Here is a 23,013-nt window from a genome sequence, read left to right as displayed (position 1 = left end):
GGCCAACTCCTTGCCGGTCGGTGCCCCAACGGGAGAAAGGGGCTTATAAAATCCGACCATGCTGATCCCCGGTTGCCTCCGCCGCCTCTGGCTTCGCAAGGCGCACCGATCTTTCCATGGCTTGCTGGCCTGCCGACTTCCCGTTTCGTGACCCGCCCGTATTCGGGAATCTCACTCTCTCGTCAGTTGCGATCGCTTCCACGTCCACATCCGCGTCCATTTGCTGTCGCCCGCAAGGCGCGCAGTCCCCAGCTCTACCGCTGCGGCGAAACGGCCTTGGAATGTCCTAAGCCCAAGATCGCGTCCGGAATTGCCGCATGAACGGACCCGCGCACCTTGCCGAGAGGACACCGTGCGAAGGCCGTTCCCGAAGTGTCGCGTCTGGCGGCAAATGGAAATGCGAGCGCGACCGCGCAGGCGATCGGGAAAGGCCGATTGAACCTTTCCATCCGGACCCCCAGAAAAAGTGATTCAAAAAACCGGCGAATTTTCAGGCCTTCGACACACCGGGAACGCCCAGATTGCATGTTTCGACCCTTCGGGAACACACTTTCGATCCTTTGGGAACAGCCATTCGACCCTTCAGGAACGTCACCGCCGACACTTCGGGAACGTATCGACGACACTTCGGGAATGCACCGAATTTGCGAATCGTGAGATTCCGCGAGAAGGGCGCTCAGAAGCGGCCGCGTAACTTTTCTAAAGGATTCCTTCTAAAGAGCCTTCTAACCCGAACCGAAGCTTTTTGAGTTGGGAAAAGCCTGGGAAAGGCCGCGCAAAATTTAGCGTCCGCGCCTCGCACGCCACCCATTCATGACGCAGCACCACTGTCATGCGTCGAAAGTGAAACCTGTTCCGCTGCATCCAATGGTCTCGCCGTTTTGAATCATTTTTTACGCCCGGCGAGAGTATTTGATTCAACGGAACGCCCGCGCACGCGCGGGGCACGGACCGAGGTACCAAAATTTGCCCTCAGAAGCCCGTACAGCGCCTTAAGAGCGCCTCCGCACCCTACCCCTCGCTTATGCCCATTTTCGCGTTCTACGCGCTTCGATGCCTGATCGCTGAAAAACCTAGGTTTTCCGCCATTTTCAGTGATCCAGCGGCAGAATCGAACCATCGTTGGTCCCAAAAGGATATCGCTCGGCGAGCATCACCGCCTTGACCGATGACCGCTCTCCATCGCCTCTTCGGAAAAGTGCGGAAACGAACTGTCCGATCACATCCCTGCGTCGTTCGCACAGAGGCAGACCGAGCTAGCTCCTATGCAATAGGGCTAAGGCAGCTCAGGCGCGAAAATCGACGCCGGCCAAATCACTCCCGTCTCGCCGAGAAGCGATCGAGGAGTACGTCGATCGCCCCCATCGATTCTCGTATTCGTTCATCGTATCAACAGAAAGCGCGAATGGGGTGCCTTCTGCCCCATCCGTTGCCGGCTGTAAGCGAGAGGGGGTCAAGCCGTATCCAGTTGGCATTGCGGTGGAGATGGCTGACGATCAGTCCGCACCATTCCAGAGCTTTTGAAATTACGCCGACGCCGGTTCGGGCCGCGGCCGAGATATTGAGCCAAAGGTTAGATGCCCGTCGACGCACATCCGGTGTTTTTGCGCCGGATTGGTGACAGACCCTTGATGGTCAGCAGGCGGGCATTGCTTTAATGAAGGCCACCTTGCACGCCGAAACAGCCTTAGCGGCAAGCTTAGGGACAGCTCGCAGGACTTTCGTCGCCGCTAGCCGTTGGGGCAACTCGCGAAAGAACGCGCAAAGCCGGAAGACTTTGGTTACCGGCCACCCGATCAGATGAGAGACTTAAGCCATCGAGTCGATGGATCGTGCCGCGTCTTCGACCCGGGTCTTAGATCGCGGCTTGGTAACGCCGAAATGACCCGCCCTTGGTGACTTCCCGGAGGAGGCCGGCAGCGACGGCTTCGTCAAGTAGGTCTGCAGCGCCCTGCCGGGACAGGGAAAGATCGCGGGCGGCTAAAGTACCACCACAAGAGGGGCGAAGCGCGGCGTACTCGACAAGCTTGCCGAGGTGGGATGTGCTCCTTTTTGTTTGCATCGTGTCAATCAGACGACGCTCCCATAGCCGAAGCCGGGTGTCGAGGCGTACCAGCGCCAAAGCGCCGCCAGCCATTGCCTCAAGCCAGGTAACTCTGCACCTTTCCAGTTTCGCCCGGCTTGAGAGGTCATCATAGTCGTCATCAATGCTGCCGGCAGCGATTTTCGCCCAACTCCGCTTTCGCTCCATCAGCCCGATTGCGACGGTTCCGCCAGCGGAAAAACCAGCCTCGCCCATGCTGTAATAATCGCCAAGCATGATCCCGATCGGCAGATTGCCTTGAAGCAAAGGCCCCACGGTCAACCAGGTCGCGGCCAGGTCGGCGCCGGCAATTGCTGCCGGCATTGCGTGTGCCTGGGCGACGACTTTAGCCCACACCTGAATTTTGTTCTCGTTCAAGTCCATCGGACGGCGTATGATTTCGCTGGCGTTGTCAGCATTCCCAAGGTTCTGAAGCCACCGAAGAACACTTGCCGATGTAGGAAATTGCCGAGACGAGGGTGGGGTATCAAATGCCTGCACGAACGCGTAAGGCCATTGTCGGTAGGAGTGAGGCGAGTAGCCGTAATCCATCGCAAGGTCGCCGGGCGAGACAAGCTCTCCTTCGACATAGCCTAACGCTTCCTGCTGCAAAAATCGATATTGGGCCTTCAGGATCGCCGGCTTTGGGCATAGAAGCACTCGTTCGCCGGCACGAGCGACCGCAGCTTGAGCCGCACCGAAGGCTATCAGTACGTTTTCGCCGAAGCTTGTCATAGCACCGATTTTCATATCGTTATGAAGCTATTGTCAAGCTAAAGCCCTCATAACTGGACGCCCGGAGATCAAACTGGATCGCACTATCGATAATGGAACCTTATCGATAGTCGACATTGCGAGAGAGCTTTATCGAGGGTAGAAAAGCTGCCTATGGGCGAGATTTATCATGCCTCGCTGCTCGCCTCTACAAAGGACGCAGCCTAATGGGAAACTCGCCATTTTCGCTCGTTTCAAGTGACACGGGGGATGAAACGGTCATCACCGTCCGTTGCCCGGGCGAGGGGACATTGCCGCAACGGCGCTCGGGCGAAGCCGTCGACCGGATCGACCAACTCGCAGCGCGGCTCGGCACGCTGCTGAATTCAGATAGCTGCATCGACAAGTTGGCGTTCCGCAGAGCGATGGAAGCGCGAGCCGCGGCCAGCGTGAAGGCACTGGCCAACGATCTGGATGACTATGGAGCCTATTGCCGCAGCAAATGCTTGACTGGTCTGCCCGCCAGCGAGGCACGGATCGTATATTACATCGAAGATTGTGAAGCGCGCGGTCTCAAGCCGTCAACCGTATCCCGCCGCCTCGCTTCCCTCGCGGTTATTCACGGCTTCCTCGGTGGTATCAGCCCGACCAAAAGCGGCGTCGTGCGCGAGGCCATGCGCGGGATGCGTCGCAGAAGCGGTACTGCCCAGCGTCAGGTAGGCCCCCTTCGCCTCGGCGATGATGCGCGGGCAAGGGATGCTTCCATAGTCTTCACCCTCGACGCGCTGATCGGGGCCCGCGAATCCACGCCGCCGGGGCTTCGAGATGCCGCGCTGCTATCCTTGGGCTACGACACCGGCTTGCGCGTCTCGGAACTTGTTGCTGTCCGCTATGACGATATCGCCGTGCAGGAAGACGGTTCTGCGCACCTGAGGGTTCCCCGCTCCAAAACCGATCGGTTGGGGGAGGGCGCCTATGCCTGGGTTTCGCCCGAGACGGTGCGGCGACTCACAGCCTGGATCGAGGAAGCCGGCATTTACCAGGGACCACTGTTTCGAAGGGTGGCTGTTCGCCGTTTCAAGGCGCGCAGAGGCAGCACGGCCCCGCGAATCCGTGAAATTGCGTGGAATTATCGGGGAGGGGAGGAACGCCTGGGCATGACAAGCGGGCGTCCTGCCCGTGTCGAATATGCCATCGGGGAACACCCGTTGACGCCAGCGGCCGTCCGGCTGATCGTCAAGCGTACCGCGCAGCGGGCCGCCGACCTCGGCCTTGTTCGCCTTTCTGGGCAAGCGCTGGATGCGGAGATTGCAACGCTCAGTACCCATTCACTGCGCGTTGGCCTTACCCAGGACCTGTTCGCCGTGGGAGAGGACGCTGGGCCGATTGCCGAGGCGCTGCGTTGGTCATCCCCCACGACCGCGCTACGTTATGGGCGCCACCTCGCACCGGTTTCCCCTGCAACGGCCCGTCATCTGCGCGGCCGGCGGAGCTAAGTCAGCACTGCTGGATTCGGCATCCACACCGCCCTGTTTCGACCGCAGTTGCGACCGGCATGGCAGGGAACGGATCGATCTGAACGATTGGCCATGCCGTTACCCCGTTTTCAGGGACATCCAGAGGCCGTCAAACTGCCCGTTCAGGGGCGCCAGGCCCGCGTTCCGGCCGATCGCGTCGATATAGCCGGCGATCTCGGTGCGCCTGGCCGCGTCGGGCACTATCGGTCGCCCGGGCGGTGCGAACCAGATAGGCAGGAAGCCGGTCTCCACGCGGCCATCGGGATGGATCCGGCATCGACCGACCAGCCCGTTGACGGCCTCCGGGTGGAAGGGGGCTAGCGGATAGGCGGGGTCGGGCTCGAAGCCGAACATCGCCTTGCGCCGCAGCGACCATTCGGCGCGGGCGGGATGGTCCTGGGCGGGCGTCAGCGCATGCGTGACGACGCAGCCGTTGCCCAGTCCGTGGAAGATCGGACGGCCGCGATGAAACTCGATGCCGCGGGCGATATGGGCATGGTGACCGATGACCACGTCGGCACCGGCGTCCACCGCCGCCTGCGCGAGCGGCCGTTCGTAAGGCGCCAGTGCCGCGGGGCGATGGGTGATGCCCTTGTGGAGGGCCACCACCAGGACGTCCGCCTGCTCGCGCGCCTCGGCAATGTCGCGCGTCATCTGTTCCACCGATGCGGGATCGGCGGCGACCAGCTCGGCCTGGGGACGCGAAGGACCGCCATCGGCGGCAAGGACGTTGACATAGGCGCTGCCCGCCCGCGTCTCGGTGGCCCAGCTGATCTCGGGGCCGACACAGTTGTAGCTGAGCAGGGCGATGCGCTTGCCGCCGCGCTCGACCACTGCGGGCCTGCGCGCCAATGGCAGGTTGGCGTCGGCACCGGTGTGGGCGATGCCGAGGCGGTCCAGTTCCTCGTTGGTGTCGGCAATGCCGATGGCGCCGCAATCGGCGATATGGTTTCCGGCCATCGAGAGCATGGTGATCCCGGCGCGGGCGATCGCGGCCAGATGTGCGGGTTCGGCGCCGGGCGCGGGAACGTCGCCCTCCAGTTCCTCGCCGCGCAGGGTATGCGGCACTTCCAGGTGCCCGATCGCGAGATCGGCGGCGCGCGTGACTTCGGCGATACCCGAAAGCCAGTGGTCGGGCTCGGGCACGTCGAGGATGATGTCGCCGAGGAACAGGATGTCGATCGGATCGCTCATCATGCCGCTGCGCCTTCGCTGCGCAGCGCGGCGACGGCGGCCGGATCATAGCCCAGTTCCGTCAGGATTGCCTCGCCGTCCGCGCCCAGCACGGGCACCCGGCGGAGCGGGGCAGGGTCCGAAGCGCTGTCGGACTCGCGCCCGGTGATGAAGCCTGGCCCCATCGTCGCCAGCGGACGGTCGTGACCGGGAAGATCGACCATGTCCAGCGAGCCGCGCTGCACCATGTGCGGATGGGTAACGATGCCGCCCACGTCGCGGATCATTGCGGCAGGCACTCTGGCGTCCGTCAGGGCCTTTTCGAGATCCTCGGCCCGCCATCCGGCCAACCGGTCCGTCAGCCAGGCGCGCACGAAATCGTGATTCGCCACGCGCGCCGCGTGGTCGGCCATGCGGAGGTCGGTGAGCATCGTTTCCGCGCCGAGCACGCGCAGCAGTGCTTCCACTTGCGTCTGGTTGTTGGCGCCGAGCGCGATCCAGCCTTCGCCGGTCGGGTAGAACTCGGACGTGGGAACCATGCGGAAGCCGCGGTTGCCGCTGCCGCCCGGCGTCCGTCCCGTATAGCTGTGGACGGAGACGGCCTGGTTGGCCAGCTTCAGCGCGGCGTCCAGCATGGCGACGTCGACATGCTCGCCCTCGCCGGTCGCGTCGCGGTGGCGCAGGGCGGCAAGTGCGCCGATGACCGCGATATAGCCGGCGAAACTGTCGATGATCGGCAGGCCGATCTTGTGCGGCTCGCCGTCGATGGCGCCGAGCGCGGCGATGCCGGATATAGCCTGGGCGATGTGATCGTAGGCGCCCCATTGCGCGAGGGGGCCGTCCTGTCCGAAGCCGGTGATCGAAACCACGATCAGGCGCGGATTGCGGCGGCGCAGATCCTCGATCGAGAATCCCAGGCGCGCCAGAACGCCGGGGCGATAGTTTTCCACCAGAATGTCGGCGCGTTCGACCAGCTTCCACAGCACGTCCCGGGCGGCGTCGATCTTGAGATCGAGCGCGATGGAGCGCTTGCCGGCGTTGATCGAGGCGAAGGGAACGCTGAGCAGAGGCTCGCCCGCGTGTTCGATATAGTGGCGGAAGCCGTCGCCCACATGCGGCGGTTCCACTTTCACGACCTCCGCGCCCATCTGCACCAGGGCATTCGTGCAGGTGGGGCCGGAAATGGCATGCGTCAGGTCCACGACGCGGATTCCGTCCAAGGCATTCATCGCGAGGCTCCCTGACGGCTGGAAAAGACACCTGCTGCTTCGAGCGCTTCGGCGTCGAAGCCCAGTTCGGCGAGGATGGCGGCATTGTCCGCGCCCGGCAGCGGGGCGGGGCGATGCAGGACCGGTGGGCAGGCGGAAAGGCGGAAGGGTGTTCCGACCTGCTCGACCGTTTCCTGCTCTCCAAGGGTCAGCGTCACATGCATGCCCCGGGCGTCGGCATGCGGGTGGCATAGGGCTTCGCCGGGCGTCAGCACCGGCATGACCTGGGTATCGGCCGCTTCCAGCAGTGCCAGCCAGTATGCCCGGTCCCGGCTTGCGAAAAGTGCGGCAAGGTCTTCATGCATGGCGGGGTGGGCGGCCAGGTCGAACTGACGCGCCGCATAGTCCGGCCGCTCCATGGCCTCGCAGAAGCGCGCCCAGTAGCGCGGCTCCATGTCCGTGGTGCAGAGCCATTCGCCGTCCGCGCAGCGCCAGACGCCGCCCTTGGGATGCCAGTCGCCGGTGGGGAAGCCGATCTCTGCCGGGTCTTGCGCACGGCCCAGCGCCACCATCAGCAGCGGCATGGCGGCGTCGGTCATGGCGACATCGACATGCTGACCGGCGCCGCTCGCGTTGCGGGCCTGGAGCGCGGTGAGAATCGCGATGGAGGCATGGGCGCCCGCCAGGACGTCCGCCACCTGGGCACCGGGCAGGGTCGGCTCCGGGGTACCGTTCAGCCGCGAGAGCGCGCCCGCCAAAGCGAGTGCGGCGGGATCATGCCCGGCGCGTCCGGCCAGCGGACCGGTCTGGCCGGTGAAGGATACCGAAGCGTAGATCAGGCGCGGGTTGATCGCGGCAAGATCCGCGTAGCCCAGCCCCATCGCCGCCATCACGCCGGGCCGGTAGTCCTCGACCAGCACATCGGCCCGCTCCACCAGCGCCCGCAGCACCGGTGCGGCTTCGGGGTGGCCGGGATTCAGCAGCAGCGAGCGCTTGTTGCGCGTGTAGGTGGGGCGGGCGCGGCGCAGGCGCTCGGCCTGCTCGTCGGCGCCGGAGCCGAACATCTCCTGCGCCTTGGCGAGTTCGCGCGGGTGTTCGATGCGGATCACCTCCGCGCCCATGTCGCCCGCCAGCCAACCGAAGTAGGCGCCGGGCAGGAAGCGGGAGAAATCGAGGACGGTCAGCCCGGCCAGTGCGGTCATGCGGCAGCCTTTCTGCGGTCTTGCGCCATTTGCGCGGCAGGCCCTTCGATGAAGGCGGCGATGCGGGCTTCGAGCGCGTCGGAGTCGGCGCGGTCCAGCGCATAGTTGTCTACGCCCAGTTCCAGCACCGGGATCCCGGCGGCGACCAGCGCCCGCAAGACGAAGGGATCGGCATCGTCGAGCGCGACGGCGCCGTCGATGCCGTGGGCCTGCGCCTCGTGGACATGCCAGGGCGCGGCCCAGCTCGGCATGCGCAGTTCGTCGCCCATCGTCAGGAAGCGGGCGGCGAGCGCGCGCAAGGGGGAGCGCGGGGAGTCGTCCACGCCTTCCGCGTCGAACCGGCGGATGTACCCGTCGGCAGCCAGCGCGAGGTACATCGACCAGACGAAGACGGCGCCGTGGCTGTCTTCCCACTTCTGGTAGAACGCGGTGTTGCTCCAGAGACCGCGCCCCACCCACATGAGCCGCACTTTCTCGTCCGCGACGGCGCCGAGGCCTGCGGCGGCCCTTTCCGACACTTCCTCATAGAGCGCGCGGGCGGCATCGCGGCCCCATTCGGTGCCGCGATGCCACTGGGGAACCATCGTCGCGGGCATGGAATCGACTACGCCGATCGGGGCGGGCACGGTTCGCGCGATAAGGTCGCGGGTCATGCGGTAGTATTCTTCCTGTTCGTTGACGAGGTTCATGACCTCCACGAACCGCTCCTCGTCGAAGCGCCGGCCGGTGGCGCTCTCGACGGCGGCGATCACTTCGCGCAATTCGGCGACGAGCAGGTCCAGACGTTCCGGCTCCAGCACTTCGTGCCAGCGGTCGGGCAGAGCCTCCCACCAGCGCGTCTCGATGTTCCAGCGGGGATCGACGGTGCGTTCGTAGACGTAGGACGCGGCTCTGCTTTCGTGCGCCCAGGCCTCGAAGATTGCGGGCGTGGCGTCGCTGGACGCGATGGCCTGGACGAAGTCGGGGCGCGGCAGGCCGCCCCAGGGGGCCTGCTCGGCGTCCCGGTCCAGGGCCGCGGCGACCCCTTGCGCGCTGTAGGCTTCGGCGTCGGTGGGGTAGTGCCGGGAGCGCAGGAGCGCGCGATAGCGGCCGCTCTGCTGCTTGGCGGCGACGATCGAGGCCCACCACTGGTTGACCACGAAGGGCACGCCGAGCGCCCGCAGAATTTCCTGCGGGGCATTGGCGTTGACCATGGCGAACGGCGCCCCCGAAGCCACTTGCTCGCGTATCGAAGCGAACCAGTCCCGCTGGTAATCGCCGGAAGAGGCGGAGGCCTTGAGCACCTTGCGGCTGCGCGCGCGCGGGGCGGGGGCCGAAGCGGCTTTTGCAGGCTTCGGAGCGGCGATTTCCGGCGCTGTATCGTCCTTGCGCAGGGCTTTCACCAGCGGGGCGGTATCGTCGAGCGGGCTCTTGAGGGGCACGATTTCGGCGGGCGCGGCGTCATGCCCGTCCCCGTTCACAGCGCGGTGGAGCGCGGCCACGGTCCAGGGCGCGGCCTCGTCTCCGTCGAGGGTGAGGTGCAGGATGCGTTCGACCTTGCGTTCCTGCACGGCTGCCTGCGCTTCCTGGGCCAGCGCTTCGCTGCGCGCGGCGGCGGCGGGGATGGCGTAAGCGGGATCGGCCCACTCCGCCAGCGAGCGCGGGGTCGGGCGCATGGCGCGCGCGATGCCCCAGTCGTGCACTTCGCCGACGATGTGCAGGCCCTCGCGCTCGATCGCGGCATAGTGCAGGTCGGTCTCGTGCGGCGAACCGGCGCAGAGCGTCGCCGTGCCGGAAGCCTCGGGAAGGGTGGCTGCCTCATCGTGCAAGGCACGCAGCAGGGGGACCAGCTCCTCGGGCGGCAGGATCGCGGCACAGCCGATGCTGCGCAGCATATCCGTGCCGGAAAGGCGGGGGCGCAGCTTGTCCAGATCGCGCAGCAAGGCGTTGACCGCATCGGCGGCATCGGCCTCCCGCGCGAGGTCCGCCTCGGTGAAGGAAGTACCGCCCTGGGCCTGCAGCCAGTCGCCAAGCTGGGCGAGCCGCGCAGCATTGTACGCTCGGCTGGAGGGGCGGTCGATGTGGAGCAGGTCGAGCAGAGTCACCGCCATGCCGGTCGGCGCGCCCAGGCGGGCGTTTTCGCGCAGGGCGGAGAAGACTTGCGCCTGTTCGGCGTCGGCGCGGGTGAACAGGACCGGATCGATCAGCCCCGGATCGAGCAGCCGTTCGGCGAGCAGGTGGGCGCGGCGCCGGGCTGCGGCAGGGCCGAGCAGGGCATCGGCGCGCGGCGTTCCGGCCACGGGGCGTGGAGCAAGTCGCACCGGCGCGAAGCCGGCGGCGCGCAGCAGCGGCAGCGGCGCGTCGCTGCCGATCGTCCGCAGGACACGGCGGCCTTCGCCGCGCAGGCGGTCGGCCACGGTATCGGCATCGCCATAGGCGGCGGCGATCGCGGCCCGGATCGCCGAGGGAGCGCTGCCGATCGGCACCTCAGATCACTCCATCGGCGCGCAGCTGCGCGATCTTCTCTTGCGAATAGCCCAGGCGGCCCGCGAGGATCGTCTCCGCATGCTCGCCCACCCGCACGGGCAATACGTCGTCGAACCCGGTGCGCGCACCGGAGAACACGATGGGAATGCCGGCAGTGCGCAAGTCGATGTGGGTATCGTAGTGCGGATGGTGGACTTCCATCGTCTCCGCGCGGGCGACCACGCGCGGATCCACCAGCGCGTCCTCCGGATGACGTACGGGCGCGACGGGCACGCCTTCGGCTTCGAGCAGGGCGACGACATCGGCCGTGGGCAAAGTGCGCGACCAGTCGTTGATCATGGCTTCGAGCACCGCCGCATTGGCGACACGGGCGTCGCGGTTGGCATAACGGTTGTCCTGCGAAAGTTCGGGGCGCCCCATGGCCCGGAACAGGCCCTGCGCCAGTTTCTCATGTACGGCGACCACCGCGACATAACCGTCGGCACATTCGAAGACGCCGAAAGGCGAAAGCCGCTGTACGGTAAGCCCGGTTCGCGCCTGCATCCCTGCCGCCGCCATGGCCGACCAGTTCTCAATCGCCACGAAGCTGGTGAGCGCGCCGAGCATCGATACGTCGATATGCTGGCCAAGGCCGGTGCGGTGCCGTTGCTCCAGCGCGGAGAGAATGCCGATCACCGCAAAGACCGGTGCGAGCATGTCCGCGATGGGAATGCCGATGCGCACGGGCGGCTCGTTGTGCCCGCCGCTTGCGAACATTGCGCCGGACAGCGCCTGGATGATGATGTCCATGGCCTTGCCGTCCGCCGCCGTCGCCCCGAAGCCGCTGAGCGAGCAGTAGATGACGCCCGGATTCTCCGCCCGCGCCACTTCGTAACCGATGCCGAGACGATCGGCGGTGCCGGCGGTGAAATTCTCGACGACGATGTCCGCGCCGCGCACCAGGTCGCGGAAGACCTCCTGCGATCCCGGCTTCTTGAAGTCCAGCGCGACCCCGTACTTGCCGCGGGCGCGGGTGAGGTGGGAAACCGATACGTCGTCCTCGTGCCGACGCTCCACGCCGATGCCGTCGCGCCCGACATAGGGGCTGTTCTCGCGGGCGAGGTCGCCGCCGCGCGGGTCTTCGATCTTGATGACTTCGGCCCCGAGCCCGGCCAGCAGGAGCGTGGCGTAAGGCCCCGCGAGCGCGCGGGTGAGGTCGACGACGCGCAGGCCTTCGAGAGGACGGCCCAGAGCCGAAAGGTCGGGAGCGGAAGTGGCGGGATCTATGGTCATGGGCGGTTCTCCGTCGGCGCGCAGGCTTCGGCGCTGCCGGTGGTGATGAGGTGCTGTGCGGCCCGGAACACGGGCAGTCCGTCGATGCCCAGTTCGGACAGGCGCTGTGCCTGTCCCAGGGCGTCGGCGTTGTAGAGGCGGTCGAAGCGGGCCTGCTCGGCGGCCGGGAGCGGCGAAAAGTCCACGCCGTCGCTCTTGCCGAAGGCGATGCCGTCCGCCTCGGCCTTTAACAGCTCGCGGTTAAGCGCCGCTTCCCAGTCCTTGCGGGAATGGACCAGCAAGGACTGGAGGTCCTGCGGTAGCCGGGCGAAGGCGCGGTCCGAAATCGCGCGGGCCGGGTAGGCGCCGCGGCTGAAGCGGATCGTGGTGAAGTGCTTGGCGACTTCGGAGAAGTGCAGGCTCTTGATGGTGTCGGCCGGAGCGACCACCCCGTCGATCACGCCCTTGGCCAGGGCGGAATAGACCTCGCTCATCGGCATGTTGACGGGGTCCGCACCCAGTTCCTTGAGCACGTCCACGGCATCGCTCTGGGCGCGCAGGCGCAGGCCGCGGAAGTCCTCCAGGTGCCGGATCGGGCGGGTGCGGGTGAGCACGCCCGGGAAATTCCCGCCCTGGACGGCCAGCACGCGCAGCCCTTCCAGTTCCTTGCCGAAGCCGGGGAAGCGGCCGGCCAGGCAATCGTAGACGGCGATCTGCTCGCCGATATCGCGCACGCCGCCGTAGAAGCCGGACTGCACCCGCAGCAAATGCGCGCCGCCCTTGGCGTAGATCGGCGTGATCAGCCCGATGTCGGCCACCCCGTGGCGAATCTCCTCCATGCTCATGTCGTTGGAGAGGAGCGCGCCGGACCAGTAGGGACGGAAGGCGATGCGCCCGCCGCTGTCGCGGGCAACCTTGTCCATCCACTCCTGGTCGGCACGGCTGAACGGGTGGCTGGGCGGATAGGGGCTGGCATATGTCAGCGTATGTTCGGCGTGCGTCGTCGGGGCCTCGCCGCAGGAGGCGAGCGGTAGCGCCAGAGCGAGCGCGGCGGGAGCAAGCAGGAGCTTCAGGCGCATCGGATCAGCCTCCCGTCACGCTGGGCAGCCACAGGGTCAGCGCGGGAACGGCGATGATCAGGGCGAGGTGGAAGAAGTCGGCGACGAGGAAGGGCACGATGCCCCGGAAAATCGCGCCGAGCGGGATGTCCTTGGCGATGCCCTGGATGACGTAGACGTTGAGGCCCAGCGGCGGATGGATGAACCCGATTTCCATGGTGCGCGTCAGGAAGATGCCGAACCAGATCGCGCTGTAGCCCAGTTCCTGCGCGATCGGCAGGAAGATCGGCGTGGTCAGCAGCATCAGCGCCAGCCCGTCGAGGAAGGAGCCCAGCAGCAGGAGCAGCGCCGCCATGGCGATGATGGCGATCACCGGGCTGGCGTGCATGCCGCGCACCCAGTCGGACATGACGTCGGCGATTCCGGTCACGCTGATGAACGTCGCGAAGAGAATGGCGCCGATGATGACGACATAGATCATGCCCGCCGTGCGCAGGGTGGAGGCTACCGCCTCGCCAATGGCGGCGCGGCTGAAGGCGCCCCGCAGCGCGCAGAGGCCGAGCGCCGCGACGACGCCGACGGAGGCCGCCTCGGTCGGGGTGAACCACCCGATCATCAGGCCGCCGATGACGAAGACCACCAGGGCGATCACGTCGAGGATGCGGCCGAGGCCCAGGATGCGCATCCGCCAGCCCACGCGCTCCGACTTGGGGCCGAGTTCCGGGCGCAAGTGGCACAGGATGCTGATGGCGATCATGTAGAACAGCGCCTGGGTGGCGCCGGGAATGATCGAGGCGGCGAAGAGCTTGCCGATCGACTGTTCGGCGATGATGCCGAAGACGATCAGCGCGCCCGACGGCGGGATCAGCGAGCCCAGCGTACCGCCTGCCGCCAGTGCCCCGGCGGCGAATCCGGGCTGGTAGCCGGCGCGGCGCATCTCGGGCAGGGCGGCGGCGCCCACGGTGGCGACCGTGGCGAGGCTCGATCCGCTGATGGCGCCAAAGCCGCCGCAGCCCGCGATCGAGGCCAGCGCGAGGCCGCCCTTGCGATGGCCGACGAAGCGCGCGGCCACGTCGAAGAAGTCGCGGCTGGCTCCGGCGGCGAAGCACAAGTGCGCCATGAGCAGGAACAGCGGCAGGACGCCCAGTTCGTACTTCATGACGGTTTCGAAGGCGACGACTCCGCCCTTGATGACGGCCGCCTCGGGCGAGATCAGCACGGCAAGGCCGACAAGGCCGACACCGGCAAGTCCGACGCCGATGGGAACGCCCACGGCCAGCAGGCCGAGCAGCGCGAATATGCCGATAAGGCCGATAACCTCGGGACTCATGGAGCGCTCCGGCGGAAAAGGCTGCGCAGGAACAGCGCGGCGATGAACAGCAGTGCGCCGACCTGAAGCAGGCGCAAGGGCGTGATGGGGATGTGGAGAAGCTCGGTCCGCTCGTGGCCGCCCCACAGGTCGTGGACCAGCCAGAGACCGGCCCCGGCGAGCACCAGGAACAGCACCGCGGCCAGCACCGCCGATATCTTGGCAAGGCGCTGGACGGCAGGAGCGCTCAGCCGCTCGGTCAGGATATGGACGGCGGCGTGCGATCCCTTGAGCGTCGCGAATATCATGGCCGAGGAGGCGATCAGGACGATGCAGCACTGCACGACTTCGATCGAGCCCAGCAGGGTGAATCCGGTATGGCGGCCCAGCACGGCGACGGCGTCGGTGGCCATGGCCACGAACAGGCCCGTCCCGCCGATCAGGTAGGCGACGCGGGTAGCGCCTCCGGGCACCTCGGGCGCCTGTGGCGACTCGCTTGCCGAGGGCGCTTCGCTGCCCGCGTCCAGGTCGTTCTGCATCTTCCTCTCCCAGGCGGCCTTATTGACAGCCTTGCCGTTCAACCGTCTAATACCATGACAGGCAACATGGTAGATATATTCAACTATCTGTCAACTACACCAAATGAAATTGAGACAGGGACGAAAACGTGGCGCGCGGGAGCAGCAAGCGGGAACAGGCGGAAGCGGAAGAGCAGGGCATCAAGCTGGGCCGGCTGGACGAATTCATCGGATTTCGCCTGCGGCGCATCCAGAACCAGCTTTCGCGCGATTTCGCGGCGGCCACAGCCGATCGCAACATGCGCTCGGGACTGTTCTCCTCGCTCTCGATCGTCGCGGCCAATCCGGGAATTTCCCAAAACGAACTGTCCAAGGCAGTGGGTCTGGACAAGTCGATCACGGTCCAGATCGTCGATGAACTGGAGAAGCGCGAACTTGCCGTGCGCGAGCGGTCTCCCACCGATCGGCGGCGCCACGCCCTGTTCGTCACCGATTCGGGCAAGGCGTATCTCGATGAGCTGTTCGCGATCCTGACGGAGACGGAAGACGCCGTCCTGCACCAGCTCACCCGGGCGGAACTCGCCCTTTTGCGGGAATTGCTGGACCGCATGTACCTGGCCTACGACGAGGCCAGAATTTCGCTATAACGAAAAACAATACCGTCCAATTAAAAGATAGTTGACATACTCCACGATTGAGTCGCATCATCGGGTTGTCGATGGCGCCAGGAGCGCCTGCGGACGGCGACAACGCCGCTGCGACGAGTGGAGAGGTCATGTCGTGTCCCTTGGGGCACTCCCTGCTGTTGCTCCTTTCGCGCCGGCGCCATCGCCGAAACGATAAATGCCCGGCACGGCCGGGTTGGGAGGTCAATAGATGTCGCGCCTTACCTTGCGTCACCCCGTTTCCCGGCTGGTCTCCTATGGGGCCATGGCCGCTTTCGCGCTGGCGGCGTCTGCTGCGCAGGCCCAGGACCAGGCAGAACAGTCGCAGGCCCCCGTTACCGATGCAGGCCAGTCCCAGCCGGACAGCGGGGAAGACAGCGCCTCGCCGACGATCCAGGAAATCATCGTCACCGGCACCAGCATCCGCGGCGCGGCGCCGGTCGGCTCTCCGCTGGTCGCCGTGGGACGGGCAGAAATCGACCAGTCCGCCGCCACCACCACGATCCGGGTGCTTCAGGAAACCCCGCAGATCACCAACTACGGCGTTTCGGACACGAGCCGCAGCGGTGCGGGCGGAGCGGGCAACGTCGTCTACGGTAACTCGATCAACTTGCGCGGCGTCGGTCCCTACGCCACGCTGACGCTGATCAACGGTCGCCGCGCGGTGCCGCAGGGCACGACCGGTGCCACCATCGATCCCTCCACCATTCCTACCCTGGCGCTGGAGCGTGTCGAGGTGATCGCCGACGGCGCTTCGGCGGTCTACGGCTCGGACGCGGTGGCCGGTGTCGCCAACCTGATCCTGCGCCGGAATTACGAAGGCGCCCAGATCGAGGTGCAGCACGGCGTGGCCGATCACTACTTCGAAAGCCAGGTGGGTATCGTCGCCGGTCACAAGTGGTCGACGGGCCAGGTCACGGCCTCGTTCCAGCATACCTATCGCAGCAATCTGAGCGGCCGCGACCGGGATTTCTACGGCGCCGACCTCACGACGCGCGGCGGTGCGGACTACCGCGTAAGCCAGTGCGCGCCGGGTAATATCGTGACCGGCGGGCGCAGCTACGCGATCCCGGCGGGCGGCGCGACGCCGGGCAACCTCGCTGCCGGCACCGTCAACCGGTGCGACAATCTCAAGGCGATCGACCTGGTTCCGCAGCAGGAGATCAACGCCGGCACCATCAACTTCGACCAGGACATCACGGACGGCATCCGCTTCTACGCGGACGTCTATGCTTCTCGCCGCGATGCCCTGCGCCGGGGCCAGGTGGCCGCGCAGAACCTGACCGTTCCGCGCAGCAATGCCTTTTTCGTGTCGCCCGCCGGAACCAATCCGGCCAGTGAGACCGTGCAATATTCGTTCGTCAACGACTACGGCCCCTACTCGACCTCGGACATTACCTCCAAGACGATCCAGGGCACCGCAGGCATCACCGCCGATCTGTTCGGCGACTGGCAGCTCGACCTCTACGGCAGTTACGGCTGGAACAAGGACCGCGTGTTCAGCCAGGGCGGCCAGACCGATTCTGCCGCGCTGGCCGCCGCTCTGGCCAGCAGCAATCCGGCGACCGCATTCAATCCCTTCGGCACTTCGGTCAACGATCCCGACGTGGTTGCGGCAATCATGAACAACGTCAGCACCACGCAGGGCATCAGCCGCATGAAGGCGGCCGAGGCGAAGCTGGACGGCACCCTGTTCACCCTGCCGGGCGGCGACGTGAAGCTGGCGGTGGGCGCGGAGTACTACAAGCTGAATCTGCGGACCGGCCAGCTGCGCGGCCGCCTGGAATCGCAGACCGGCACGGATATCCGTCTCTCACGCAATGTGAAGTCCGCCTATGCGGAAGTGCTCGTGCCGATCTTCGGCCCCGGCAACGCGATCCCCGGCTTCCACAGCCTGCAACTCGACGTGGCCGGCCGCATCGACAAGTACAGCGACGTCGGCACCACCAAAAATCCCAAGATCGGCATCAACTGGGAGCCGGTCGCCGACCTCAAGCTGCATGGCAGCTACGGAGAATCCTTCCGCGCGCCGCTGTTGACCCAGCTCGTCAGCGCGGGCGGATCGCAGCTCTATATCCAGAACTACTTCGATCCCACCGTGGGTGCGACCGTGCAGGGCGTGGCGCTTTCGGGCGGCAACCTCGATCTCCAGCCCGAGACGGCGCGGACCTGGTCGTTCGGCGGCGAGTATTCGCCCGCCTTCCTGCCCGGCGCGCAGTTCAGCGTGAACTATTTCGACATCGTCTACGAAGGCCAGATCAACGGCTACCTGTCGAACCTGAACGTGCTGCGTCAGGAGAACCTCTATAGCTCGATCATCACGCGCGGCGGGGCGGCACAGGCGCGCATTGCCGAGCTGGTCAATTCCGGCCTCACCGTCAACGGCGGCACGGCAGCGAACGCGCTGGCGGCCGGCGTCTTCGTCGACGGGCGCCCCAGCAACCTGGGCACCACGATCACGCGCGGCCTGGACTTCGGGCTGGCGGTGCCGATCCGCACGGACAATGCCGGCGATTTCCGCTTCTCGCTGCGCGGCACGCACTTCTTCACCTACAAGGTGGGGATCACGCCGGACAGCCCGGTGATCGATCAGGCAAACAACATCGACTATCCGCTGAAGTGGCGCGCACGCGGCGTGGCGGGCTGGTCCAAGGGCGGGTTCGACGGCAGCGTCGTCGTCGCCTGGCAGAACGGCTACAACAATACGTACGTCGCGCCGGTGGAGCGCATCAAGTCCTACACCACGGTGGACCTGCGGCTGGCCTACGATCTCGAAGGAACCGGCATTCCCGGGACCGAGGGCGTCAAGATCGGCCTTGACGTGCAGAACCTGTTCGACCGCGATCCGCCGTTCGTTGACCTGGCGCCGACATCCAACGGCGGCGGCGGCGGCTTCGATCCGCAAACCACCAACGCCATCGGCCGCATGATCTCCGTCTCGCTGAGCAAGACGTTCTGATGCGCCGCACGGCTTGCACCCTTGCGACGATCGGCGCGGCGATCGGTGCGCTGGCCGCCGCCGCTCCCGCGCTGGCGGGGATCGACAAGGTCGACGGGCCGATCCCCGTCACCGCCCAAAGCCAGGTCTACAACGCGGCTTCGGTCCCCGGCGCTGTCCCGGCGGTGGACCTTGCCGCGCAGGGCTATGTGGAGGAGGAATATTTCCTTCATGGCACTGCCGACGCCTATCGCCGCGATCCCTCGGGCAAGCTGGCCGTGCTGACCAAGGATGTGCCTTACGGCACCCGCATCGTCGTGCGGCGACCCAGGGATGCCGGAAAGTTCAGCGGCGTGGTCCATTTCGAGCCGATCCACCCCTCGCAGGGCGGAACCTCGCACTGGGTGGCAATGTCGGGCTACATGATGGCGCATGGCGACATCTACGTGGCGGCGGGGCTGGGCGATGATGCGCCGTCCCGCGCGATCTCCGCCAAAGGGCCGGTGCCGACCGCGCAAAGCCAGGTGCTCCAGTGGTTCGATCCGCAGCGCTACGGCGCGATCCAGTGGCCCGCGGAGGACGGCATCCGCTATCAGGTCATGGCGGACATGGGCGCGCTGCTGCGCAGCGACACGCCGCAGAATCCCCTGCGCGGGCTGAAAGTGCGCCGCATCCTGGTCGGCGGCTGGTCGTTCACCGGCAGCGTCCAGCGCACTTTCATCAACGAGGGCTTTCATGATCGCGCCCGCCTGCCCGGCGGCAAGCCGGTGTTCGACGGCTACCTCATCGGCATTTCCTCGCGCTGGAACGGCGGCGGCTACATTCCGCTCAACAGCCAGGAACCGGTGACTCGCAACGACGATCCTCGCCGTACGCTCAAGCCTATCGACGTGCCGGTGATCGAATTCATGTCGGAGTTCGAAGTCGGCACCGGACCCGGCCCGCAGACGCCCGACAGCGATGCGAAAGTGGGCGCACACCGGCTCTACCAGCTTGGCGCCGTGGTTCACGGTGCCAGCATGATCGACGGCAATCCTCCGCGCGAGAAGCGTCCCAACTTCGTCCAGCTTGCCGCCAAGGGCTATCCGGTGGCGGGCGCGAAAGGCGAGGAAGCGCTGAACGTCTGCCCCCTGCCGATCAGCGATGTGCCGCATGGCGCGCTCGCCCGCGCCGCCGTGGAGAACCTGCGGCTCTGGACGGACAAAGGCATCGCGCCGCCCCATGCGCCGCCGCTTGCCTGGGACGGCGACAAGATCCGCCGCGACGCGGTGGGCAACCCGGTCGGCGGCATGCCGGTGGCCGAGTTCAAGGTGCCGCTGGCGTCCTATGGGCCGTACAAGGGGACGGACTTGCCCGCCTGCACGCCGGCCAAGGGCCGCCCGATTTTCGTGCGCTCCGATCTTGGCGGCGCGGCGCTCAAGGCGCGCTACGGCTCGGCAGAGGCGTTCGTCCGGCAGTACGATGCGCAAGTGGACGGCATGGTCAGGCAGCGCTGGCTGCTCCCCGAAGATGCCGCCGCGCTGAAGGAAAAGGCCCGCCGCGATGCCGGGGCGCAGTTCGCCGCCGGTTCCTGAGGTCCGAAGGCCAGAAAGTTGAAGGTTTTCCCGACATGATGAAGTCGCTTTCCGCCTCTCTCCTCGCCGCGACGCTCCTTTGCGGTACGGCACAGGCGCAAACCGCGCCGGCCAGCTTCGGCCACTACAAACCGGCTGCGACTTATGACGGCATGGTCTCCACGTCGCGTTATGTCGAAATGCGCGACGGGGTGAAGCTGGCGATCCGGGTGGACCGGCCGACCAGGGACGGCAAGCCGGTCGACGGCCGCTTTCCGGTGATCTGGCACCACACCCTGTCGATCTCGCAGCAGACCGCCGACGGCGCGGGCGAGCGCGTGAGCGGCTTCCGGCAGGTCCAGGATCTCACGCGCTACGGCTATGTCGTGGTGCAGGTGGCGCGGCGCGGCAACGGCCAGTCGACCGGCGTGCGGCGCGGCTACCATGACCGCAACGAGGCGCAGGACGCCTTCGACATGACGCAGTGGCTCGCCGCGCAGCCCTGGTCGGACGGCAAGGTCGGGGTCTACGGCTGCTCCAATACCGGCGATGCGGCCATGCATGTGATGACCATGCGCCCGCCCGCGCTCAAGGCGGTCTTCGCGGGCTGCTTCTCCTGGAACAAGTACGACGCCTTCCGGCGCGGCGGCATCTTCGCGCAGTGGGGCACCGGCCCGACCCGCACGGTGGAGGATGACATGAAGGTCTCCCCCGTCGATGGCGACGAACGGAAGATCGTGCTGCGTCAGGCGGCGGAGGAGCACCAGCTTTCCACGCCCCTGTTCGACATGTGGAAGCAGCTTCCCTATCGCGACAGCTGGTCCAGCCTGGTTGCGAGCCGCTTCTGGGCGGAAGGCAGCGCGTCCAGCTATGCGGACCAGATCCGGCTCGGCGCGGTACCGCTCTACATTCAGGGTGGCTGGCGCGATGAACTGCGCGACCAGGGCTTTATCGCCCATGCCAACATCCCCGGATCGCGGCTGGTGATCGGCCCGTGGAAGCACTGCAAGAGCGACGACTTCGCCCTGCTGGAGGAGATGCACCGCTTCTACGACCGGCACCTCAAGGGTATCGATACCGGCATCGACCGGGATGCGCCGATCCACTACTTCACCGTCAATGCCGCGCCGGGCACCGAGTGGCGCGCGTCGGCGGACTGGCCGTTGAAACAGACCCGCATGCAGAGCCTGTTCCTCGACGGGACACGGCTGAGCGAGAAGGCAGGGCGCAGCAAGCCGCTGACCTTCACCGCCGACTATACCGTGAAATGCCCGAACGCGGGCGAGGGATCGCAAGTGCAGCCCTGTCATGTCGAGGGATCCGGCGCCAGCATGCGCGGCACCCCGCTGGCGGCCGATACCGAAGTGACCGGCAATGCCCTGGCCGACCTGTGGATCTCCGCCGACCGGAGCGACGCCAACGTCTTCGCCTATCTCGAGGATGTCGCACCGGACGGAACCGTGCAGATCGTCACCGAGGGACGGCTCAAGGCATCGCTGCGCAAGGAGGCGAAGGCGCCCTGGGTCATGCCGCCGGGCGTGCCGTGGCACCGATCCTACCAGGAGGATGCGCAGTCGCTCAAGGCCGGGGAGCCGGTGCGCCTGCATTTCGACATGATGCCCACTTCGTGGCTGTTCCGCAAAGGACACCGAATGCAGATCACCGTGACCGGATCGGATCATCGCGAGCGGGCGCGGGACATCGCCACGCCGCCGCGGATCACCGTCTACTTCGATCGTGCGCATCCCTCCAGGGTCAGCCTGCCGATCATTCCGGCGACGCCCCGCTGATGCCGCTGCTGGCGCTGTTCGCCGCCGCGGCGGCGCTGGGAGGCGGAACCGGGGGGAGCGAGGCCTGTGCCCGGGCTGCGGGACTGGCAGCGCCGGATGTGCGCATCGTCCGGACCACGCCGATAGCCGCCGCCAGCGGTTTCGTCTCCCCGGACGTCCGCGCGCCCAGGGTCGATGCCGGGTTCTGCCGGGTCGAGGGCGTGATCGAACGGGAGATCGGCTTCGAGCTGTGGCTTCCGCTGCAGCGCAAATGGAACGGTCATCTGCTGACGGGCGGCGTGGGCGGACAGGCGGGAAACTTCAATTACCGCGAACTCGCACGGGCCGTCTCGCGCGGCTATGCAGGTGCCAGCACCGACACTGGCCACAAGGCAAGCGATCGTCACTGGCTGCTGGGCGGAGCCATGCGGGCGGCCAACTATGCCGAGCGCGCCAATCACCTGCTCGCGGTCAAGTCGAAAGCCCTGATCGCGGGCTTCTATGGCAAGCCGGTGCGCCGCGCGATCTTCTCGGGCTGTTCGGGCGGCGGGCGTCAGGCGATGACCGAGGCGCAGCGCTACCCGCAGGACTATGACGGCATTCTCGCCGGAGCGCCCGGCGTGAACACGCCCGCCATGAGCGCCCGGCGCATGTGGGAGATGATGCGGCATCGCCGCCATGCCGGACTGATGTCCGCGGCCGACTGGTCGCTGGTCTCCCGCAGCGGCGTGGCGGCCTGCGACGGCGACGATGGACTGCGCGATGGCCTGGTGGCGAACCCCGCCGCCTGCCGCTTCGACATAGCCGCTCTGCAATGTCGGCCCGGCGGCACCGGACAGTGTCTCAGCCCCGCGCAAGTCGCGTTCGCCACGCGCATCTACGCGCCGCTCCACGACGAGAACGGCAAGCGGATCGACGGGGGCATCCTGCCCGGCGTGCCGGTCAGCGCCACGCCGCTGCCCGAGCCCTTCACGCCCGGCCCGCCCTATCTCGCGGTGGCCCTGTTCGGCGACGGGGTGCACAAGGATCCGAACTGGGACGCCGCGACGTTTCGCCTCGCCGACGATCTTCCGGCGATCGACCGGGTGATGAACCTCCATGCCGACGATCCCGACCTCTCCGCGTTCCGCGCGCGCGGCGGCAAGCTGCTGATGTACCAGGGCTGGGCCGATCCGCTGGTCCTGGCGCAATCGACCACCGACTATTTCGGCGCGGTCGGCAGGCGCATGGGCGGGGACGTTGCGGATTTCCTGCGGCTCTACATGGTTCCGGGCATGGATCACTGCGTCGGCGGAGCAGGTCCGGACCTGTTCGGGGCGACAGGGGGCGAGGGGCTGGACCGCTCGCCCGCTCACGACATGTTGGCGGCGCTGGAGCGTTGGCTGGACACCGGTATCGCGCCCGGCCCGATCCTGGCGGTGAAACGCGAAAGCGGTGCAGTCACCATGCAGCGCCCGCTCTGCCCCTATCCGCAGGCGGCACACTATCGCGGCAATGGCAGTCCCTTGTTGGCGACCAGTTTCACGTGTCGCTGACGATCCGTTTCGGGCGCTTGCATGGATTTCTATAATGCTATAGCCAATAGCTAA

Annotated in this window: 15 protein-coding genes; 6 read left to right on the top strand and 9 right to left on the bottom strand. The window is 66.5% G+C overall.

The genetic code is table 11. From position 1 onward, the window contains the following. Positions 1-1,855 precede the first annotated feature (1,855 nt). The gene (locus AC4D6D_RS18025; RefSeq protein ID WP_491328424.1) at positions 1,856-2,833 is read right to left on the bottom strand and encodes a hypothetical protein; all 978 of its coding nucleotides are present in this window, start codon (positions 2,831-2,833) and stop codon (positions 1,856-1,858) included. 191 nt (positions 2,834-3,024) lie between these two features. Between AC4D6D_RS18025 and AC4D6D_RS18020 the strand changes: the two genes are divergently transcribed. Beyond that, the gene (locus tag AC4D6D_RS18020) at positions 3,025-4,293 is read left to right on the top strand and encodes a site-specific integrase (protein WP_491328423.1); all 1,269 of its coding nucleotides are present in this window, start codon (positions 3,025-3,027) and stop codon (positions 4,291-4,293) included. 99 nt (positions 4,294-4,392) lie between these two features. On the opposite strand, the gene AC4D6D_RS18015 is transcribed toward AC4D6D_RS18020, so the two are convergent. The 8 genes from AC4D6D_RS18015 to AC4D6D_RS17980 are packed head-to-tail and all read right to left on the bottom strand — an operon-like array spanning position 4,393 to position 14,520. Continuing rightward, positions 4,393-5,511, bottom strand: a complete 1,119-nt coding sequence (locus AC4D6D_RS18015; RefSeq protein WP_491328422.1) for a CapA family protein — start codon at positions 5,509-5,511, stop codon at positions 4,393-4,395. Continuing rightward, on the bottom strand, positions 5,508-6,716 hold the full coding sequence (locus tag AC4D6D_RS18010; RefSeq protein WP_491328421.1) for a CaiB/BaiF CoA transferase family protein: 1,209 nt from the start codon (positions 6,714-6,716) through the stop codon (positions 5,508-5,510). The genes AC4D6D_RS18015 and AC4D6D_RS18010 overlap by 4 nt, the downstream gene beginning before the upstream one ends. After that, positions 6,713-7,897 carry a CaiB/BaiF CoA transferase family protein gene (locus AC4D6D_RS18005; RefSeq protein ID WP_491328420.1) on the bottom strand — a complete coding sequence of 395 codons (1,185 nt, stop codon included), beginning with the start codon at positions 7,895-7,897 and terminating at the stop codon, positions 6,713-6,715. The genes AC4D6D_RS18010 and AC4D6D_RS18005 overlap by 4 nt, the downstream gene beginning before the upstream one ends. Beyond that, positions 7,894-10,362, bottom strand: a complete 2,469-nt coding sequence (locus AC4D6D_RS18000) for a 2-hydroxyacyl-CoA dehydratase (protein ID WP_491328419.1) — start codon at positions 10,360-10,362, stop codon at positions 7,894-7,896. Before AC4D6D_RS18000 ends, AC4D6D_RS18005 begins: the two co-directional genes overlap by 4 nt. Before the next feature lies 1 nt (position 10,363). After that, on the bottom strand, positions 10,364-11,635 hold the full coding sequence (locus AC4D6D_RS17995; protein ID WP_491328418.1) for a CaiB/BaiF CoA transferase family protein: 1,272 nt from the start codon (positions 11,633-11,635) through the stop codon (positions 10,364-10,366). Further along, the gene (gene dctP, locus AC4D6D_RS17990; RefSeq protein WP_491328417.1) at positions 11,632-12,693 is read right to left on the bottom strand and encodes a TRAP transporter substrate-binding protein DctP; all 1,062 of its coding nucleotides are present in this window, start codon (positions 12,691-12,693) and stop codon (positions 11,632-11,634) included. Before dctP ends, AC4D6D_RS17995 begins: the two co-directional genes overlap by 4 nt. Positions 12,694-12,697: 4 nt before the next feature. Beyond that, positions 12,698-14,002 carry a TRAP transporter large permease gene (locus AC4D6D_RS17985; protein ID WP_491328416.1) on the bottom strand — a complete coding sequence of 435 codons (1,305 nt, stop codon included), beginning with the start codon at positions 14,000-14,002 and terminating at the stop codon, positions 12,698-12,700. Further along, positions 13,999-14,520, bottom strand: coding sequence for a TRAP transporter small permease subunit (locus AC4D6D_RS17980; RefSeq protein WP_491328415.1), 522 nt, complete (start codon positions 14,518-14,520; stop codon positions 13,999-14,001). The genes AC4D6D_RS17985 and AC4D6D_RS17980 overlap by 4 nt, the downstream gene beginning before the upstream one ends. Before the next feature lie 128 nt (positions 14,521-14,648). On the opposite strand from AC4D6D_RS17980, the gene AC4D6D_RS17975 reads away from it, so the two are divergent. The 5 genes from AC4D6D_RS17975 to AC4D6D_RS17955 all read left to right on the top strand — a co-directional run bounded on the left by AC4D6D_RS17975 (position 14,649) and on the right by AC4D6D_RS17955 (position 22,959). Beyond that, positions 14,649-15,146, top strand: a complete 498-nt coding sequence (locus AC4D6D_RS17975) for a MarR family winged helix-turn-helix transcriptional regulator (protein ID WP_491328414.1) — start codon at positions 14,649-14,651, stop codon at positions 15,144-15,146. Between the two features lie 229 nt (positions 15,147-15,375). Next, a complete protein-coding gene (locus tag AC4D6D_RS17970; RefSeq protein ID WP_491328413.1) occupies positions 15,376-18,123 on the top strand; it encodes a TonB-dependent receptor domain-containing protein in 2,748 nt (915 codons plus the stop codon). Then, positions 18,123-19,676 (top strand): alpha/beta hydrolase domain-containing protein, encoded by a 1,554-nt coding sequence (locus AC4D6D_RS17965; protein WP_491328412.1) that lies wholly within the window; start codon positions 18,123-18,125, stop codon positions 19,674-19,676. Before AC4D6D_RS17970 ends, AC4D6D_RS17965 begins: the two co-directional genes overlap by 1 nt. 35 nt (positions 19,677-19,711) lie before the next feature. Continuing rightward, entirely contained in the window at positions 19,712-21,445 is a 1,734-nt protein-coding gene (locus AC4D6D_RS17960) for a CocE/NonD family hydrolase (RefSeq protein ID WP_491328411.1), read from the top strand. Next, positions 21,445-22,959: a tannase/feruloyl esterase family alpha/beta hydrolase gene (locus AC4D6D_RS17955; RefSeq protein ID WP_491328410.1), complete on the top strand. Its 1,515-nt coding sequence runs from the start codon at positions 21,445-21,447 to the stop codon at positions 22,957-22,959. The genes AC4D6D_RS17960 and AC4D6D_RS17955 overlap by 1 nt, the downstream gene beginning before the upstream one ends. Positions 22,960-23,013 lie beyond the last annotated feature (54 nt).

This window comes from Novosphingobium sp. BF6, assembly GCF_058273105.1.
The sequence above is the reverse complement of the archived record's forward strand: the minus strand, read 5'-3'. Positions and strand labels throughout refer to the sequence as shown.

Coding starts and splice junctions, on each gene's coding strand:
- AC4D6D_RS18025 (WP_491328424.1), bottom strand. CDS start 2,833: ATGAAAATCGGTGCTATGACAAGCTTCGGCGAAAACGTACTGATAGCC.
- AC4D6D_RS18020 (WP_491328423.1), top strand. CDS start 3,025: ATGGGAAACTCGCCATTTTCGCTCGTTTCAAGTGACACGGGGGATGAA.
- AC4D6D_RS18015 (WP_491328422.1), bottom strand. CDS start 5,511: ATGATGAGCGATCCGATCGACATCCTGTTCCTCGGCGACATCATCCTC.
- AC4D6D_RS18010 (WP_491328421.1), bottom strand. CDS start 6,716: ATGAATGCCTTGGACGGAATCCGCGTCGTGGACCTGACGCATGCCATT.
- AC4D6D_RS18005 (WP_491328420.1), bottom strand. CDS start 7,897: ATGACCGCACTGGCCGGGCTGACCGTCCTCGATTTCTCCCGCTTCCTG.
- AC4D6D_RS17995 (WP_491328418.1), bottom strand. CDS start 11,635: ATGACCATAGATCCCGCCACTTCCGCTCCCGACCTTTCGGCTCTGGGC.
- dctP (WP_491328417.1), bottom strand. CDS start 12,693: ATGCGCCTGAAGCTCCTGCTTGCTCCCGCCGCGCTCGCTCTGGCGCTA.
- AC4D6D_RS17985 (WP_491328416.1), bottom strand. CDS start 14,002: ATGAGTCCCGAGGTTATCGGCCTTATCGGCATATTCGCGCTGCTCGGC.
- AC4D6D_RS17980 (WP_491328415.1), bottom strand. CDS start 14,520: ATGCAGAACGACCTGGACGCGGGCAGCGAAGCGCCCTCGGCAAGCGAG.
- AC4D6D_RS17970 (WP_491328413.1), top strand. CDS start 15,376: ATGTCGCGCCTTACCTTGCGTCACCCCGTTTCCCGGCTGGTCTCCTAT.
- AC4D6D_RS17965 (WP_491328412.1), top strand. CDS start 18,123: ATGCGCCGCACGGCTTGCACCCTTGCGACGATCGGCGCGGCGATCGGT.
- AC4D6D_RS17960 (WP_491328411.1), top strand. CDS start 19,712: ATGATGAAGTCGCTTTCCGCCTCTCTCCTCGCCGCGACGCTCCTTTGC.
- AC4D6D_RS17955 (WP_491328410.1), top strand. CDS start 21,445: ATGCCGCTGCTGGCGCTGTTCGCCGCCGCGGCGGCGCTGGGAGGCGGA.